The sequence below is a fragment of the Streptacidiphilus sp. MAP12-20 genome (genome assembly GCF_041262525.1).
In the GTDB taxonomy this organism is placed as follows: Bacteria; Actinomycetota; Actinomycetes; order Streptomycetales; family Streptomycetaceae; genus Streptacidiphilus.
The window spans coordinates 178,327-195,254 of record NZ_JBGCCK010000007.1 but is presented as its reverse complement, the minus strand read 5'-3'; the positions used below and the strand labels follow the sequence as shown (position 1 = coordinate 195,254).

The window sequence follows — 16,928 nt, the reverse complement described above, 5'->3', positions numbered from 1 at the left end:
GTTCCTCCGGCTGGTCAGCGGGCGGGACTGAGTGCGTCACCGGTCCCCCGCCCAGCAGGAGTTGCCCGGCGCAGCCACTGTAGGTCGAAATGGTCGACGCCTTCAGGGACTTCTCCTACAAGGCATGCCGGTCGAGCAGAACGGTGAACGTCTGCGCGGCGGCGGGCTGCCCTGCTAACGTCGAATTTCGCTGGCACGGTGCTTGGGGGCGACATGAGCGCTACGGCATTGTCGGGGGTCCACGGGATCTGGAACTACCCGTATCTGAAGGCTGCAGCGGGTGATGTTCCCGGGGCTGTGGACGCGATCGGGGCGGACTGGTCCAGATGGGTCGGCCGGGGGTTGCGCAAGGTCGGGGTCGAGCTGCCCGGCTCGGGGCCGATGCCGGTCGCGTACTACGCCGACTGCCTCTTCCGCGGCGAGCGCATGGGGTCAGCCGATCCGGCACACCTCACCCCGTTCGCACAGGAACTGCTCGCGGCCTGGATCGAGGAAGTGCGCCTGGCGGAGACCGGCGCGCCCGCCGCGCCGCAGGGGCGGTTGACGTTCGCGTTGCGGTCCATGACCGAGTGGTTCACGGAGCGGTTCGGCTCACAGGCCCTCAGGATCGTCTCCGCGACGGTGAGCGAGCTGGCCACCTACTTCGACCCGGATTCGGTGGACGAACGGACGCGATCGCAGGAACGGGTCGCGGAGATGGTGCGCAGCCATCGGCCCCGGGTGTTGTTGGCCCACTCCCTCGGAAGCGTCGTGGCCTATGAGGCTCTCTGCGCGCACCCGGACCTTGAAGTCGAGCTCTTCGTCACCTTGGGCAGCCCGCTGGCGATGCGGAGCGTCGTCTTCGAGAGGCTGCTTCCCTCTCCCAAGGGAGGTGGGGCCAAGCCGCCGGGGGCCGCGACGTGGGTGAACATCGCGGACCGGGGCGACCCGGTGGCCGTCCCGAGGTCCGGTGTCTCGCTGCGCTTCCTGGATGTCTTCCGTGACGTCGAGACCAGCATCCATCTCATCGACCCGCACCGGGCCAAGAACTACCTGCGCTGCCCCGAGTTGGTCGAGGAGATCATGCCGTACGTCAGGACGGGAAGCGCCTGACGAGATGCTCCAACGCGTAGACCTGCCCCCCGGCGACCACCAGGAGCAGTCCGTCGGCGGCCGGTGCCAGGGAGGAGACCGGCCGGCCGAAGTCGATCACGTCCAGGGGACGGCGTTCTTCGAGATCCCACGTCCGAACCGTGCCGTCGACACCGCCTGAAACGGCGACGGGACGGCCACCCAGACGCGCGGCCCGCAGGACCGTGACCTCGCCCTGGTGACGGCCCGCCAGGTGCTCGCCGATCCTCACCTCCCCGTCGGCGCCGACGGAGGCGGTCACCAGGTCGCCCCCCACGAAGGCCGTGCCCAGCCGAAGGTCCGGCGACGGCCACTCCTCGTCCTGCCAGGGCAGGTGATCGCTGTGGGCACCCGAGGCGATGTCCCAGACGCGGCACGTTCGCGCGGACCGGAGCAGGACGGCCGCCGTACCACCGAGCGTGATCTCCTCGACGCTGCTCACCGCATGGCCGTCACCGGCAAGCGGCGCCCGTGTCCGTCGTCCCGTGGTGGCGTCGACCACGTAGCAGGCGCCGTCCTCATCCCCGTACACGGCCACGGCCTCGGTGAGGGCACCGACCGCGGACACGAGCGGGGTCGTGGGGTGTGTTGGGTCGGTCAGCGATACTTCGGCAGCAGCGAGATCGGCGTGCACGACGCCGCTCTGACCGAAGTTCCGAAGCAGCGTTCGCCGGTCGAGACTCCACAGAGTTGTGGGGCCGTCTCCGCCGATCAGACAGCACAGCTCATCGTCTCGCCCCCGCGTCAGGCTGAGGCTGCGGATCGGCTCGCGGTCGACCGGGATGGCCTCTCCCAGCTGCTGAAAGGTCTCCAGATCCCAGATCGTCAGATAGCCGTCCTCGCTGCCGACAACGGCGACGCGGCGGGCGCCCAGCTCTCCGACGGCGACTGAATTCGCAGGCCCGTGGCTCCCCCGGAGCGTTCGCTTGAGGGTGTGGGTCTGCATGTCCCACACCACGGTCGCGCCATCGCCGCAGCCCGCCACGAGGACCAGGCGCTCCCCCACTCGGCCGACGGCCACGGAGCGGACCGGTGCGGTGGTGCTCCAGCTGTGCAGTACGGGTGTCTCGGCCTCACCGCAGATCCAGCTGTGCAGGTGGCCCGAACCGCTGACGCAGGCCACGGCCAGCGAGGCGCCGTGTCCGACCGCGGAGATCGCGCCGATCACGGCGTCCGGAATCCTCACCGTCGCGCCCACCTGTCCACCGGTCGCCAGCTCATGGACGTTCACCTCGCCGTCGCTGCTCCCGCTGACGACGACCTGGGTTCCCGCACGGTCGGCGACGGCCAGCGCGGTGACGGCCACGCTGTGCCACGGCCAGACGGTCGTCCGGCCCGAGCTGTCGGCGATCGCGAGCCTTCCCCCGGAGGTGCCGACGACGAGCAGGTTCCGCCCCTCGACACGCCCGAAGGCGAGCGCTCGTGGAGCGCCGGCGTCCTCGGCTCCGGTGGGCGCCAATTCCCAGTTCCAGGAGCGCAGGTCACCGCGGCCGGTCAGCGCCGCGACGGCGAGACCGGCCGAGGCCGCGCCGCCTCCATCCCTGCTGTCCGCCCACAACGGGAGCCAGGGCAGGGGCTGTTCGCCCGGCAGGTTCGCGGTGCGACGGGCGAGGTCGGGCCTGCCCTCCTCGACCGCCGCGAGGGCGAGGGCCATGCGTCGCCTGTCGACGGTCGGCGCCGCGCAGCGCCAGCGCGTCACCACGCGGCGGACCGACTCCGTCAAGGACGGAAGATAGCGCGCCGGATCGGCGTGCAGGAGGTATCCGGGATCACCGACGATCGCCTCGATCCCTTCCTCCGGGGATTCCCTGTGGCCCGCGTGGCTCAGCGCGTGGCGGAGTAGGTAGGGTTCGGCCGCCGGCCATTGGCGGTACTCCGCCGGTCCTAGTCCGTCCAGCAGGGCGCGGAAGACCCGCTCGGCGTCCTCGTCCCGGCGCAGGTGCTGGGCGAGTTCGTCGTGGAAGAGCCGGTGCACGGTGATCGCGTCGACGTCGACCGAACGGCGCAGATAGGTGTACCCCGCCGTCAGGGCGTCCTGGATGTCGGCCGGCGACGGCACGGGTCCCGGGCGCAGGGCGGCTGCCGCACGTTGGACGACGGAGGCCGGCATGCCGTCGCCGCGGGCGTGCGCGAGGGCTGTCAGTACGGGTCGCAGCCACGGGCCGGCGCTCCGGTGGGCAAGGTCCAGATCGAGCACCTCGGACGGGCTACGCGGCGCCGCGTAGCCCAGGCGCTCGGCCTCGTCGCTTCCGGCGCGGGGGTCGAAGGATGCCAGGAAGTGGCGGGTGAAGAGGCCGGCCACGAGGAACTCGCCCTGGCCGCTGCCACGGTTGGCGACGAGTGTCTCCGCGAGGGCGCCCGCGAACGCGCCGACCGTCTGGTGCAGGCCGTGGTACTCCGGTGTACTACGCAGCATCCTGCTCACGTAGGCGTGCAGGTCGGCTTCGAGTTCGGAGGAGGCGACCTGGTCGAGGTCGAAGCAGTGGTCGGCTCCTGCGGCGAGGTCGCGCAGTTCGGCGCTCTCCTCGGACGTCCTGGTGGCGACGAGGAGGCGAATCGCGGCGGAACCGTCCGAGCGGGTCAGTGCCGCCGCACGGGTCAGCCAGTCGCAGACGGCGGCGGCGTCGTCTGCCTCGTCGAGTGCGTCGATCACCAGAGTCGGCGGCAGATCCTGCGCTACCAGAGCGGCGAGGAGCTGCTCGGGCCCAAGGGTCTCCAGGCCGAGTTGGCGGGCCAGCTTCCCGGCCAGTGCCTCCAGGCCGCAGCCCCGGGCGTGGGCGACGCCGAGCCTGCCCAGCGGCAACGGAACGGAGCCGACCTTCTCCCAGACGGTCCGGGTGGAATCACGGAGCTTCGGATGCGCGGCGCACACGACGAGGCCGAGGAGTGCGGACTTGCCGGCTCCGGGGCTGCCGGTGACCACTGCCGCCGGTGACGTACCGTCGCCCCCGAGCCAGCGGGACAGCCGGCGCAACTCGTGGGCGCGGCCGGTGAACGATGCCCCGAACCCCTCCTGGGAATCGTGGAACCCGTTCAGGCCGGCTACGGAGTCGACGAAGTGACGCAGGTCCGAGTCGTCGTCCGAGCTGTCGTCCGCGTCGTCGAGAAAGGCGCTGAGTCTGCGGTCGGCGCCGAGCGCCGGGCCGGAGGCACCGTTCGCCGACGCGTCAGCGATGAGGTACGCCGGGTTGGGAAACAGGGGCAGCACCACAGCTTCGTCGCTGACTTCGACCCTGCTCGTGGTCACGTACTGGCGGTAGACACGGTTGGTGTCAGCCAGCTTCACGGTGGCGCGGCGAACGGCGTCGACCAGGGTGCCCAGGGGTATGTAGGGCGTGCGGGGGGTCAGCGGAGTCCGCTGGGCCGCCATGTCGCCCAGCACCTCGGTGAGTGCCATGGTGAAGTGGCCGTTGAAGGCGTCCTTTTGAGGCTCGCAGGCGGCGACCACCCACCCCCGGCGACCGGATCGGTCGTAGTGTGCCTGCCAGGGCAGCTGCGTCACCATGCCTGAGTTGCACAGGTCGAGCGTGAACAGAACGACGGGTCGGCCTTCGACGTGCTGGAGTCCGGTCAACCATCCCCCGATGTCGGTGCTCTCATGGAGCAGCGCGTCGGCGCCCAGAGCGTAGAGGGAGCCGTCTTTGGCTTCCCCGTGCGTGAGCAGATGCACCAGCAGGACGGTGTCGGCGCCGGCCTTCTTCAAGGTCCTGCGGACCAGCCGACCGAGGTCGGCTGTGGTGAGTCCCGGTGTGGTGACGGCCTTGACCGAGAATCCGAATCCGTCCTGGAGCACCGTGGCGAGTCCGGTGACGGCATCCGCCGCGAAGTCGAGGTCGTCGAGCAGCCCGTGGGGCGGTCCGCGGAAGCCGGACACGCCGACCAGCAGGGCGCGCCGTTCTTGTGCTGGCGACGTCACCGGCGGGTCGCGGTGAGTCGGTCGAGCAGCCGCCGGGTCCGGTCCGCGTGCACCGGTGGCAGCGCATCGGTGGCAGCGACCGCCGCGCGTAGCGCGGTTCGGCCTTGCTCGACATCGCCGACGCGCAACCGGACGTCCGCGATTCGGCGATGCGTGCGCGCCCGGTCCGGGGCGAGGAGCAGCGCGGCCCTCAACTCAGCCTCGCCCTCTGCCGTTCGGCCCATCGCGCTGAGGCACACCCCACGAGCCGACTTGAGGTCGGCCCGGAGGCCCGGGCTTTCCCCCTCCAAGCCGCCCAAGGGGTCCAGATCGGCGAGGGCGGGCAGCGGCCGCCCGAGATCGGCCTGAATCTGCCCCCGTGCGAGCAGCGCTGACCGGTTGTCCGGCCGGCCGGTCAGCGCCCTGGTGAGATAGGTGAGGGCATTCGCCTCGTGTCCCGAGTACCACAGCGCGTGCCCAAGGCCGACCAGCAGGACCGGATCGTCCGGCAGCAGGGCCAAGCCCTCGAACTGCAGGTCCGCGCAGTCGTCGTAGGCACCGGTGGCGAAGCGCGCTTCGGCGAGGGCCCGGTACAGGCGACCGGTGGAGGTGAGGTCCCCGACGATGGTGAAGATCGACAACGCCTCTCGGTACAGCGCGACCGCCCCGGAGATGTCGCCGACAAACCGGGCGATCGAGCCCTGCACAGCGAGTGCGTCGGCGACTCCCCACGCGTCGTGCGCACTGCGGTAGCCCTCGACGGCCGCCAGGATGTACCGGGCGGCATTGTCGAAATCCCCTGCGTGATAGGCGCCTTCCGCCGAGACCCGCAGTTCGTCCGGCGTGTAGGGCGGGTGTCCGCGCTGCCGCGGCGGCACCGGCGCCGGCTCCCGATAGGGCGCCGATGATCCGTACCAGGATGCCATGTCGATACCTGGCGAGCCTGTGGCGCCGGGGCTTTCCGCGATGGAGTCCGTGGGCGCCTCACTCATGGACGTCTCCCAGCAGGTGGCGGTCCGAGTCGCGATTGTCCCCTGGCCAGGCATTCAACCATTCTTCCTGCACGACAATATTCGGGCCGGTCGAGTGACTTGTCAATGAAATGGAGCCTCCGCAGCCCGCCGTGGCACCGGTATCGGCCAAAGATACCGGCTCGCTCACCGTTCGGAACACGGTTCACAAAAGATACGTCACAACCCTCTGGTAACACCGGAACGAGTGGGCGGCCGCCTGGCCTGCTCATCACACGAATGCCGAACCGAAATCCCCGACCGCCGCTCTCCACCGCGTTCCACGCCCTACCATGCAGAGGCGGCACGATGGCGTGCGGATTCTCCTTTCTCGGCCCGCCCGTTCCGCACGCGCCATGGAATACGCGACCTGGGAGTGCCCTCGTGGACGATGTCACGCCGAATTTGATCTTCAGCGAGGAGATCCCGACGAGGAATCCGCACTTCACCGGCCGCGCGCAGGAGTTGCGCATACTGCGGGAACAGTTGAAGGCCTCATCCCCCAGCATCCTGGTCCAACCGGCGCAGGCGCTCTTCGGACTGGGCGGCATTGGCAAAACCGATATCGCCACCGAGTACGCCCATCGCTACCGCGGCGACTACGACATCGTCTGGTGGGTGCGTGCAGAGCACGAGGACCGCGTGCAGGACGCCTTCGTCAAGTTGGGTACGCGACTCGGCATCGCCCACGCGGAGGCGCAGCGCGACAAGTCCATCTGGGCGGTCCTGAACGAACTGCGAACGGGTCGCTACGACCGATGGCTGCTCATCTTCGACAACGCGGTAGAACCTGAGGTCATCAAGCGCTACCTGCCCGAAGGCCGACCGCACGGCCACGTGATCATCACCTCGCGCGAGCGGCAGTGGCGCCGGCACACCAAAGCCGGGATGATCGAGGTGACCGCGCTCTCCGCGGAGGAGGCCGTCGAGCTCCTGCGCAAACGAGTCCCCCAGCTGGCGTCGTGCGCCGAGCAGGACGATCCGCTGACCCAGCAGGCCGACCGCGTCCGCCATGACGACGCCCTACGTCTGGCAAGGGCGCTGGGCAACCTGCCGATCGCCGTGGAGCACGCGGCGGCGTACCTGGCCGAGACCGGAGCCCCGGTCAGTCGTTACCTGGAGCTGTTCGAGCAGAACGCCCACACCTTGCTCAGCCAGCACGTCGACATCGACTACCCCCACGCGGTGGGCGCCACCTGGAGCATTTCCAGTCGTCAACTCAACGATGACGCAGTCGAGTTGTTCAACCTGTTCGCCTTCTTCTCGCCGGAGCCGATGGCGGAGGAGCTGTTCATCACCCATGGCGGGGTCATCGGCGCACCAGCCGCGCTGTCCGACGTGCTCAACGATGCCGACCGCTTCCGGCTGGCTGTGAGGCAACTGGCTCGCTACTCCTTGGTCAAAAGGGACGGCGGGCGCAATGTGATCACCGTGCACCGCGTGGTGCAGAGCGTCACCCGGGGGCAGATGGAGATCGAACGGCCGGAGGACTGCGGTGCCTACCGGGCGACGGTGCACGCCCTCCTGGCGGCCACGAATCCAGGCAATCCCGACCTGGAGAGCAACGACGCGCAGTACGACCGCTCGCTCGATCACCTCAGGTCAGCGGGAGCGCTGGACACCGAGAACGTCGAGCTGCGGCAGCTCGTCATCGACCAGGTCCGCCGCCTGCTGCTGCGCGGCGGCCACGAGGAGGCGCTGCGGCTCGGCGAGGACGCGCTGCGGGTGTGGCGGGCCACATGGGGGCGTGACAACGAAAAGGTGCTCCAACTCTCGGTCGAGGTGGGAAACGCCACTCGGCTGATGAGCCGCTACAAGGAGACCCTCGAGTTGAACCAGGACACGCTCGAACGACTGAAGCGCACCTTGGGCGACGAGCACGAGACCACCCTCCTCTGCGCCAACAGCTACGGCGGGGATCTGCGCGCGCTCGGCAAGTTCACCGAGGCGCTCGAACTGGACCTCAAGCTGCTCCCCCTGTTCGAGCGCGTCTTCGGGCCCGACCATCCGCGCACGCTCAACGTGCGCAACAACCTCGGCGCCGACTACCGGCGCCTGGGCCGGTTCCCCGAAGCCCTGGAGGAGGACGAGCGCACCTACGAGCTGCGGAATCGCACCCTGGGTTCCACCGACCTTCGCACCATCAGGTCCAAGGACTCGATCTCGGTGGACCTGCGCGGCTGCGGGCGGTACCAACTCTCGCTCGAGGTGGCGCAGGACGTGATCAGCATCCTGAAGGAGCGAACCGGAGCCGAGAACCTCGACTCGCTCAACGCACACAAGAGCTACGCCGTGGCGCTGCGCAAGGTGGGCCGCTACGAGGAGGCCCTGTCGGAGAGCGAGCAGGTCGTCCGGCGGTACTCCGCGTTCCTCGGCGGCGAGCACCGCTACACCCTGCGGGCCTCGATCAACCGGATCAACGACCTGAGGGTCACCGACCGGTTGCGGGAGGCCGAGGAACTGGGCCGCTGGGCGCTGGAGCTGTGCCCGGACATCGACAATCCGAAGGGCGACATCACCTGGGCCACCACGGTCAACCTCGCCGTGGTCCTCCGCAGCCGGAACAGACCGGAGGACGCCCGCGCCCTGGACGAGAGCGCAGTGCAGGGTCTGACCGACATCTTCGGCTCCGAGCACCCCCTCACCCTCCAGGCCACCGCCAACCTCGCAAGCGACTACGCCACGGTCGGCGACATCGCGGTCGCTCGTGAACTGGGCGAGGAGCTCTACGAGACGAGCCGCCTCGTCCTCGGCGAAGACCACCCCGACACCCTCGCCATCGGCGCCAACCTCAGCCTCGACCGTCGAGCCTCCGGCCTCGACGCGGCGGCAGAGGAACTGCGGACCGAGATCATGCGTCGCTACGCGAAAGCGCTCTCCTCGCAGCATCCGATCGTCCTGATCACGCGGCAGCGCGGTCGCGTCAACGTCGACATCGAGCCCTACTGAGCCGCCCGGGCCAGGTCCGCCACCACCCGGTCCCGGATCACCGTGATCAGGCGCAGCAGGTCCGGACAGTAGACGGACGGGTTCGCGAAGCCTGTCGCCGGGTGGTAGCGGTGGGTGAACAGCCCGCCGCCGCAGGTGCGCACCACCGTGCAGTCTCTGCAGGCCGTCGAAAGGGACTCGATGCCGCCCTGGCGGAGCTCGGTGAGCGGATGGCCGAGCGCGACGTCGAACGCGTCGTCCGTCACGTTCAGGCCGAGATCGGCCGCCCCCGGATGAGTGGCGCTGAGCGAGTCGAGCTGCTTGATCGCCCCATCCGTGTCCACGACAGCCAGCGTCGACGGCCGCAGGCCGAGGCCCTCGACCGCCGGCGTCCCGCCCAGGACGGACTGGACGACCTCGCCGAAGAGCCGGACCCACGTCTCCTGCCGGTCGTACCACCGGTCGAAGACGGCCAGCAGCCAGTCCGCGTACAAGGTCCCCTTCGATCCGGCTCCGCGCCCCGGCGGCGGGTGCGACCACGTTCCGTGCGGGAGAAGGAAGTCGATCGCGGGCGGCGCGTAGGCCAGCAGCGCCTCGTAGGTCCGGCGAGGGGGGTGCGTGAGGTCGACGGTACAGAGCAGGCCGCCGTAGGCGTCCTTGAACTCCTCCCGGCCGAGGAGCCGAAGCGCGCGCTCGACGTGCGGGTGGCTGCTGCGCCCGTCGGCAAAGGGTCGGTGGTGGTCGGTCGCCCGGGCGTCCCCGTCCAGGCTGACTCCGATCCGCACCCCCAGTCCGGCCAGGGCCTCCAGCCTTCCCTCGGTGAGCAGGACGCCGTTGGTCTGCATACTCACGTCCACGCGAGCCGGAACCGTGTCACGCATCCGACGCACAAGGTCGACGAGGAATCCGGTCCCGGCCAGCAACGGCTCACCGCCGTGCAGGATCACGGCGACCGACGGCAACCGGTGGGCTTCGACGTGCTGGGCGATCCGCTCGGCCGCTCGGTTCACCGTGGCCTCGCTCATGCGCAGCGGCTGGTCACGCCACGACTGGTCGGCCATCTCGTAGACGTAGCAATAGTCGCAGGCCAGATTGCAGCGGCTGTGCACCTTCAGAACGAACTGCCGAAAGGGAACAGGCGTCATCGAGTCCTCCCTTCGGATGCGCCGCCGGCCAGCCAGCCCGCCAACTCCAAGGGATCGGCGGCTTCGCCGATCCCGCGAATCGCAGCGTGCAGCGCGGAGACCAGCGGGACATGGCGCCGCAGGAAGCCCTCGGCCGGGCCCGACCCGCTGTCCACAGCCAGTGCCAGCCCGGCCCACGCCTCGGGGGCGACGGATCGCCGGCGTATCTCTTCGCGATAGCCGGCCGCCGCGGCGGACAGGTCACCGCGCAGGAGCGCCACATCTGCCACGCCGAGGTCCAGATCTCCGTCGCCTCCAGGCCGTTCGGCGTCCATCAACTCCCGGAAGCGCACCGGGTCCACGTAGCGCAGGGTCAGCAACCTCTCGCGCGGGCGGGGGCCGTTCCGCTCGGCGGGCCGGACCTGGTACGGAGCGTCGGAGCAGTCCTGGGGGGTGGGGCGTCGGCCTTCGGTCCAGTGCACGACCAGCTTGTGCACTGCCTCCGGGGAAACGGCGACATGACGCGCCTCCCACATCATCCGGTGCTCGAACGAGGCGCTCAGCCCCAGGCGGCGGGCCTCTTCCGGCACCGGGTCGCGCTGCCAGGCCCGCAGGCATCGGCCGGACTCGCGGACAAAGCGCTCGCCCTCGGGTGTGAGCCGTCCCGAAGCCAGCAGGTCCTCGGTAGCCGCGAGAGCCTCGGTGCGGCGGCGGACGAACTCCGCGTGGCCACGCAGCGCCTGATCAGGCGGCATGTGCCAGCGCTGGGTGCGCCAGAATCGGGTGACGCCGAGGTAGGCGTACGCACCGTGCAGGAGTGCCCTCGGCGGACGGGGGTCGTCCCGCCAGGGTGCGTAGGACAGGGCGCCCGGCATCGCATCGAGCAGCGGCAGGATATCGAGAACAGAACACAGTTTCAGATGCTGGAGTTCGTGGACAAAGGTCTCAGCGAGTGCGAGGTCGTCCGACGGCAGCGTCGTGGCGATCGCACCGAACGCGGAGGGCGAGGTTGCAGCAACGGTGGATCCGAATCCGTCAGGCTTCAGTGGCACAACAGTACGCACAGACACGGAAATCGCCTCGGCGTCGGAACGGTGGTGAACAGCCAGAATGCGCCAGGCTCCGGTAATCCGATCGCACCACTGCCTCAGCTCCGATCGTCCGACAGCCTCAAGGCGGGGATGCCGGAAGCAGTCCAGGGAGGGCGTCGAGCCGTCGATGCCGACTTCGAAAGACAATCCGGCGTGCTCGGTGGCCACGGTGACCGGGCGCGGTACAGGAACCGGCACGACCCCCGCAGCGGTCATCAATTCCAGCCTCCCGCCTGAATGCAGCAGGCGGACGAGGCCCCGCACGGACGTGGACAGCGAGCCCAGGCCCGGCAATGTCAGCCGACCGGCCACCGAAGCGATGAGCAGGTCGAAGTCCACCCCCGCCCGCAGGCCGACGACCGCGACGAAGGAACAGAGCTGCGTCAGATCCGCCCGCAACTCGGGGCTGTCGGAGTCCGTACGGCCCATTCGAAGCAGGCAGCCGACAGCCCAGGCTCCCAGCTGCGGCATCTGGAGCACCTCGGCCACGATGCTCGGCGCACGCCGCTGGAGGTGGGTCAGGAGTCTCCACGCATCGGCCAACTCCAGTGCGGCGTGCGCCTCGGGGAAGCGCAGCTCCGCGTCCGCGATCACGGTGTGCAGCAGCAGGATGTGCTTGCTGCGTTCGGCCTCGCACAGCCGACGGAGCGTAGCGGAACCGCCGGTACCCCCAGCGAGGCGGAGCAGGTCGGCCCTGGGCAGCCCATGCATGGCCATCGTCATGAGCTCAGTCAGATGTTCGAGTTGAATGAGTAGAGGGGCTCTTGTTCGTCTTCGAGTCTCCGCAGCAGCAGACACACGGATGCTCGAAGTCCTAATGAGGGCAGATCGTCAATCTGCGACAGTTGCAAATCGGCCAGGTTCGGAAGGATCCACCGCTGAACCTCCTCCGGCTGCTCCATCCGTCGCTCCCCCCAGAATGGCGCTGTGCAAACGCCGCGGTAGATGACGAGCCCGCCTCCGCCTCTCCGCTCCGGCGAGGGAGGGTCCGCGCCAATCGTAGCCTCGTTCCCTCATGACCACACGGTCAATGGCATTCACAACTCGTAGGGCTCCCAAAGGAATCGCTGCAGTTCAAGCCGCTCCGGAGATCGCGCTCCCGACACCGGGTCGGCTCACGCATCGGACAGGGCTTTCGGGGTCTGAGCCTTGCATCTACCATGTCCAGGCGCACTTCCGCCTCGCTACCGCGAGGGCCGGGACCGGCGCGAAGCGCAAGGAGCACGGAACGTGATCGTCGGGGACCTGCTGAGCCTGGAGGACCTGCGGATCGAGGCCGCCTGGGCCACGCCTGAGTTGCTGGCCCGTGACGTCACCGGGGTGACCTCCACCGACCTCCAGGACCCGGCCCGCTATCTCCGGCGCGGCGAGCTGGTACTGACCGGTCTGGTCTGGTGGCGGCCGGACGACCTCGCCGCCGACCCCTCCGCCGCCACCCGCGCCGCCAGCCGCTTCGCGACCGCGCTGCGCAGCGCCGAGGTCGCCGCGCTGCTGGCCGGAGAGGGCACCCACGGGACCGTCCCGGCCGAGCTCGCGGACGCGTGCCGACTGCACGACATCCCGCTCTTCTCGGTCCCGGCCGGCACCAGCTTCCGGGCTGTGACCGACCGCGTCTACCTGCGCCTCTGGGGCGAGCTGCAACGCCGCTCGGAAGGCACGGCGGCCGTGCCGGGCGCGGTGCGCGGCGAGCTGCTCGGGCTGCTGCACGCCGACGCGACCCCCTCGGTGCTGCTGACGCGAGCGGTGGCCGATCTGGGGCTGCCGCACTGCTCGCTGGTCACCGCGAGCGGGCGGCTGCTGGGCAGCTCGGACCCCTCCCTCGCCGCCGGGCCGCTGCGGACCGCCGCACGACCCCTGCCGGTGGGCCGACAGGGAAGTTCGCCCTTCGACGGCTGGCTGCTCCAGCCGCACGCCGAGCCCGCGCCGCACGCCGTCTCGGTGCTGCACGGGCTCGCCGAACTGCTCGCCCCACTGGCGACCCGGGCCCGGGCCACGGCCGCCGCCCAGCGGCAGAGCGCAGAAGCCGCGCTGGAGCTGATCCACCGGAGCAGCGGGCGGGCCGACGAGCTGGCCAAGGCTCTCGCCGCCTGCGGCCTGCCGTCGGACACACCGCTCACGCCGGTCGTCGCGCGGATCGACAACACCCTTTCCGCACCCGCTGCGCCGTCGGCGTCCTGGGCGGCGACGGCACTGGCGGAGGCCCTGCACGGGACCGGAATGCCCTTCGCCGTCGCCGCCGGAGTCCGTGCCGACACGCAAGAAGCGGTCGGTCTCTGCGCCGCGCCCGAGGCCGCCGTCGCCGAGGCCCTGCGCGAAGCCTGGCCCCGGCTCCAGGCCACCCTGGCCGGGCCGCAATCCCCGGCCCTCGTCCGCGCCGGCGTCGGCCCCTCGACCAGGCCGACCGCACCCGCCCTGCGCGCCGCGCTCGTCCAGGCCGCGTACGCGCTCAAGGCGGCAGAGCCAGAAGGCTCCGCCGGTTCGGTCGGCCGCAGCGGCGAACTCGACTCCTTGGCCGCGCTCGTGCGCGGCATCCCCGTCGAGGTCCAAACCGCGTTCCGCAGCCGCCTGCTGGGGCCGCTGGCCGAACACGACGAGGTCAGCCCTGTCCCGTTGACCAACACGCTGGCCGTCTTCCTTCAGCTCGACGCCTCCTGGGCGCGCACCGCCCGGGCGCTGCACATCCACGTGAACACGGTGCACTACCGCATCCAGCGCATCGAAGAACTCACCGGCCGCAGCCTCTCCCGCCTCGAGGACCGCCTCGACCTCCGCACGGCCCTGCTCTGCGCACCCCGCGCCCAGTCGGCCGCGCATACGGCCGAGACCGGGTGATCCGTCTCTTTCCGCACAGGCCGTCACATTCCCCAGCAGTCATTCTGTGCGCACTGGTTGCAGCCTGCAGGCATCGGCCTGCTCACCTACCTCAGCAGCTTCGGCCCCATGGCCGATCCGACCCTGCCCTTCGGCTGGGACATGGCCGTCGTGGCCGCGGTCAGGGCCTGATCGACGAGACCGTAGTGGTGGAGCAGGGCGGTCACTGACGCTCCTGCCGGTGGGCTGTGCCTGGTCGGAATCAGAATCGCCTCGACCGGGTACAGCCCACCGTCCTGTGGTCGGTCACGACAGCATCTCGACGTACCCGTCGGTTCCGTGCACGCGGATCCGCTGACCGTCCCGGATCAGCCGGGTGGCCTGCTCCACGCCCACAACGGCCGGCAAGCCGTACTCCCGGGCGATCACCGCGCCATGAGTCATCAGCCCGCCCACCTCCGTCACCAGGCCCGCGATTCCGACGAACAGCGGCGACCAGCTGGGGTCAGTGAAGGTCGTGACCAGGATGTCGCCCGCTTCGAGATCGGCCTCCGCCATGTCGAGGATGACGCGGGCCCTTCCCTCGACGATCCCGGCGGAAACGGGTAGGCCGATCAGGGCGCCGGCCGGCGCGTCGTCGCGCCGGTACGCCCCAGTGACGGCCTCGCCGTCCGAGGTGAGCACCCGGGGCGGCGTGAGCGCGTGGTACGACCGGAACGCCTCCTTGCGCTGCTGGATGAGCCGGGCATCCACCTGCTTCGAGCGCACGACGTCGTGGAACTCCTGGAACGTGAGGTAGAAGACGTCCTCCTGCTCAGGAAGCACGCCGGCCTGCACGAGGCGCTCGGCCTCCTCCAGCAGGGCCTGCTTGTAGACGAAGTAGCGGCTGATGATGCTGTACTTCGGGTACTCCCGGTACCCGATGAAGGTTCTGACCCGGTCGATCATCCGCTTGGTCTCGTCGGCTTTCCGGTCCCCGTCCGGCAGCGCCCGCAAGCGTGACAGCACGTCCTGCTCCTTCTGCTGCGCCTTCAGCCGCCCCTGCTCAAAGCGCCGCTCGGCGGCGCCCGGCTCGAAGTTCCTGACGTTGTCGAGGATCACGGGCACGAGCGTGGTGGGGCGCTCGCGCCAACGCGGCCTGGTGATGTCGATCTCGCCGACGCAGCGCATGCCGTACCGATCGAGGTAGGCCTCGATGGCGTCGCGCGCTTGGGTCCCGCCCGCGAGCTTCGCCAGCTCGTCCAGGAAGCTCTCGTCCCCGACGCCCTGCAGAAACGCCACCACCTCCGGCTGCGGGCGGATCACGTCCGCGACGTCGAGCAGCGCCAGTCCCATCTCCGAGGTGACGTTGTCAGGGGCGGACAGCGTGAGCGTGTCGGCCGCGTTCTTCTCGCCCAGCCACTCCTGCAGCTTGTCGTTGAGCCACCACGTGGCCTCCATCCCCGCCATGATCGCCTGAAGGTTCAGCGGATCACTGAGCACGCGCTTGTGCTCCTCGAAGGCCGCCAGCAGGAAGTCGAACAGCGCCGGTCCGGTCTTCGTCCGGATGTCGCGCTTCAGGGCAGCGACGGACGCCTGACTGCGCTCGATCAGACCGGTGACGATGGCCGGATCGGTCTCGATCGGGGCGGGCGCACCGATGGCGGGGGGCTCGGCGGCCGGCGGCCCGCCGGGAGGAGTGTCCGGGAGCGACGGGATGAAGTCACCGCGGTCAAGGACGGTCTCCAGCGCGTCCCTGAACAGCGGATCGCCTCTCCCGATGAGGTCCAGAAGGCCGGCGCGGCTCGCGGGCGAGGCCAGGCGCCGGGTGACGTCGACGAACAGCCGCCCGCCTGCCTCGTGCATCGGCGCCATGGCCGTCAGCTGCCACACGGAAACGCCCAGGGGCTTCATGGGGTCGGTCATCATCTGCTGATGGCCCACGGAGAGGTAGACGTGGTTCTCCTGGTCGCCGGTCTCCGGGATGGGGAACAGCGTGGTGATCGGCCGGCTCTGAACGATCTGGAAGTCGTCGTCGACCAGGCACCATTCGATGTCCTGCGGGCGGCCGAAGTGCGCTTCGATCCGCCGCCCGAGCCGCACGAGCCGGACGACCTGCGCATCCGTCAGCGCCGGCCGCCCCTCGGCGGCGATCGCCTTGGCGACGACATCGCCGTCTCGCACCGTGAAGACGTCCGGGTTCACCAGGCCGGAGACCAGGGCCTCGCCGAGGCCGAAGCCGGCGTCCACGGTGGCGACCCTCCGGTTGCCCGAGACGGGGTCGGCCGTGAACAGGATGCCGGCCGCCTGCGGGAAGACCATCTGCTGCACGACCACGGCCATGTGGACCGTCCGGTGGTCGATGCCGTTCCGCCGGCGGTAGGTCACGGCCCGCTCGGTGAACAGGGAGGCCCAGCACCGGCTGACGTGTTGGAGGATCGCGGTCGGCCCCGCGACGTTCAGGTACGTGTCCTGCTGGCCGGCGAAGGAGGCCGTCGGCAGGTCCTCAGCCGTCGCGCTGGATCGGACGGCGTAGGCGGCCTGCGCGCCGTGCCGGGCGAGCGCGCGGGTGATCGCCGCGGCGAGATCGCCCGGGATGGCGATCCCTTCGATGGTCCGACGAATCCGCGCGCTGAGCGTGCGGATCGCCTCCCGGTCGTCCGGGTTCACACGCGACAGCTGATCGAGCAGATCGTCAATCGACGGCGCGTCCGCCATGACCCGCCGGAAAGCGTCCGTCGTCACGCAGAAACCAGCCGGCACGCGGATGCCGTCGATCCGCGACAGCCCGCCCAGGTGCGCGCCCTTTCCGCCGACGACCGCGACCTGCGTCTCGTCAACCTCTTGAAGGTCCAACACGTACTGCTCGATCATTGCGATACCTCCGCACGTCGGGCCCCCATTTCCGCAGGTGGTGGCCTCGGCCGACGATTCTGCGCCGGGACCCGGGTCTTGCCGCAAGCCCCCCTGCGCGCTATAT

Annotated in this window: 8 protein-coding genes; 3 read left to right on the top strand and 5 right to left on the bottom strand. The window is 69.9% G+C overall.

Annotation, left to right across the window (positions count from 1 at the left end; all coding sequences use genetic code 11):
* The first annotated feature begins 213 nt into the window (after window positions 1-213).
* A complete protein-coding gene (locus ABIA32_RS11795) occupies window positions 214-1,092 on the top strand; it encodes a hypothetical protein (RefSeq protein WP_370093985.1) in 879 nt (292 codons plus the stop codon).
* On the opposite strand, the gene ABIA32_RS11790 is transcribed toward ABIA32_RS11795, so the two are convergent.
* Together ABIA32_RS11790 and ABIA32_RS11785 are read right to left on the bottom strand one after the other, a co-directional pair.
* Window positions 1,073-4,984 (bottom strand): hypothetical protein, encoded by a 3,912-nt coding sequence (locus ABIA32_RS11790; RefSeq protein WP_370093984.1) that lies wholly within the window; start codon window positions 4,982-4,984, stop codon window positions 1,073-1,075. The two genes, ABIA32_RS11795 and ABIA32_RS11790, sit on opposite strands and share 20 nt — an antisense overlap.
* Window positions 4,985-5,022: 38 nt before the next feature.
* Window positions 5,023-5,997 carry a tetratricopeptide repeat protein gene (locus ABIA32_RS11785; RefSeq protein ID WP_370093983.1) on the bottom strand — a complete coding sequence of 325 codons (975 nt, stop codon included), beginning with the start codon at window positions 5,995-5,997 and terminating at the stop codon, window positions 5,023-5,025.
* Window positions 5,998-6,255: 258 nt separating this feature from the next.
* On the opposite strand from ABIA32_RS11785, the gene fxsT reads away from it, so the two are divergent.
* Window positions 6,256-8,964, top strand: a complete 2,709-nt coding sequence (gene fxsT, locus ABIA32_RS11780) for an FxSxx-COOH system tetratricopeptide repeat protein (RefSeq protein WP_370093982.1) — start codon at window positions 6,256-6,258, stop codon at window positions 8,962-8,964.
* Here the strand turns inward: fxsT and ABIA32_RS11775 are convergent.
* Together ABIA32_RS11775 and ABIA32_RS11770 are read right to left on the bottom strand one after the other, a co-directional pair.
* Complete coding sequence (locus tag ABIA32_RS11775; RefSeq protein ID WP_370093981.1) at window positions 8,958-10,088, bottom strand: FxsB family cyclophane-forming radical SAM/SPASM peptide maturase; 1,131 nt, start codon at window positions 10,086-10,088, stop codon at window positions 8,958-8,960. The genes fxsT and ABIA32_RS11775 overlap by 7 nt on opposite strands.
* On the bottom strand, window positions 10,085-11,752 hold the full coding sequence (locus ABIA32_RS11770) for an HEXXH motif-containing putative peptide modification protein (RefSeq protein ID WP_370093980.1): 1,668 nt from the start codon (window positions 11,750-11,752) through the stop codon (window positions 10,085-10,087). The genes ABIA32_RS11775 and ABIA32_RS11770 overlap by 4 nt, the downstream gene beginning before the upstream one ends.
* Before the next feature lie 636 nt (window positions 11,753-12,388).
* Here ABIA32_RS11770 and ABIA32_RS11765 point away from each other — a divergent pair.
* Entirely contained in the window at window positions 12,389-13,990 is a 1,602-nt protein-coding gene (locus ABIA32_RS11765) for a helix-turn-helix domain-containing protein (RefSeq protein WP_370093979.1), read from the top strand.
* A 285-nt stretch (window positions 13,991-14,275) separates the two neighbouring features.
* On the opposite strand, the gene rph is transcribed toward ABIA32_RS11765, so the two are convergent.
* The gene (gene rph, locus ABIA32_RS11760; RefSeq protein WP_370093978.1) at window positions 14,276-16,822 is read right to left on the bottom strand and encodes a rifamycin-inactivating phosphotransferase; all 2,547 of its coding nucleotides are present in this window, start codon (window positions 16,820-16,822) and stop codon (window positions 14,276-14,278) included.
* Window positions 16,823-16,928 lie beyond the last annotated feature (106 nt).

Bases quoted from the DNA above. Each gene is read 5' to 3' on its own strand.
- ABIA32_RS11785 (WP_370093983.1), bottom strand. From the start codon at position 5,997: ATGAGTGAGGCGCCCACGGACTCCATCGCGGAAAGCCCCGGCGCCACA.
- fxsT (WP_370093982.1), top strand. From the start codon at position 6,256: ATGCCGAACCGAAATCCCCGACCGCCGCTCTCCACCGCGTTCCACGCC.
- rph (WP_370093978.1), bottom strand. From the start codon at position 16,822: ATGATCGAGCAGTACGTGTTGGACCTTCAAGAGGTTGACGAGACGCAG.
- ABIA32_RS11795 (WP_370093985.1), top strand. From the start codon at position 214: ATGAGCGCTACGGCATTGTCGGGGGTCCACGGGATCTGGAACTACCCG.
- ABIA32_RS11775 (WP_370093981.1), bottom strand. From the start codon at position 10,088: ATGACGCCTGTTCCCTTTCGGCAGTTCGTTCTGAAGGTGCACAGCCGC.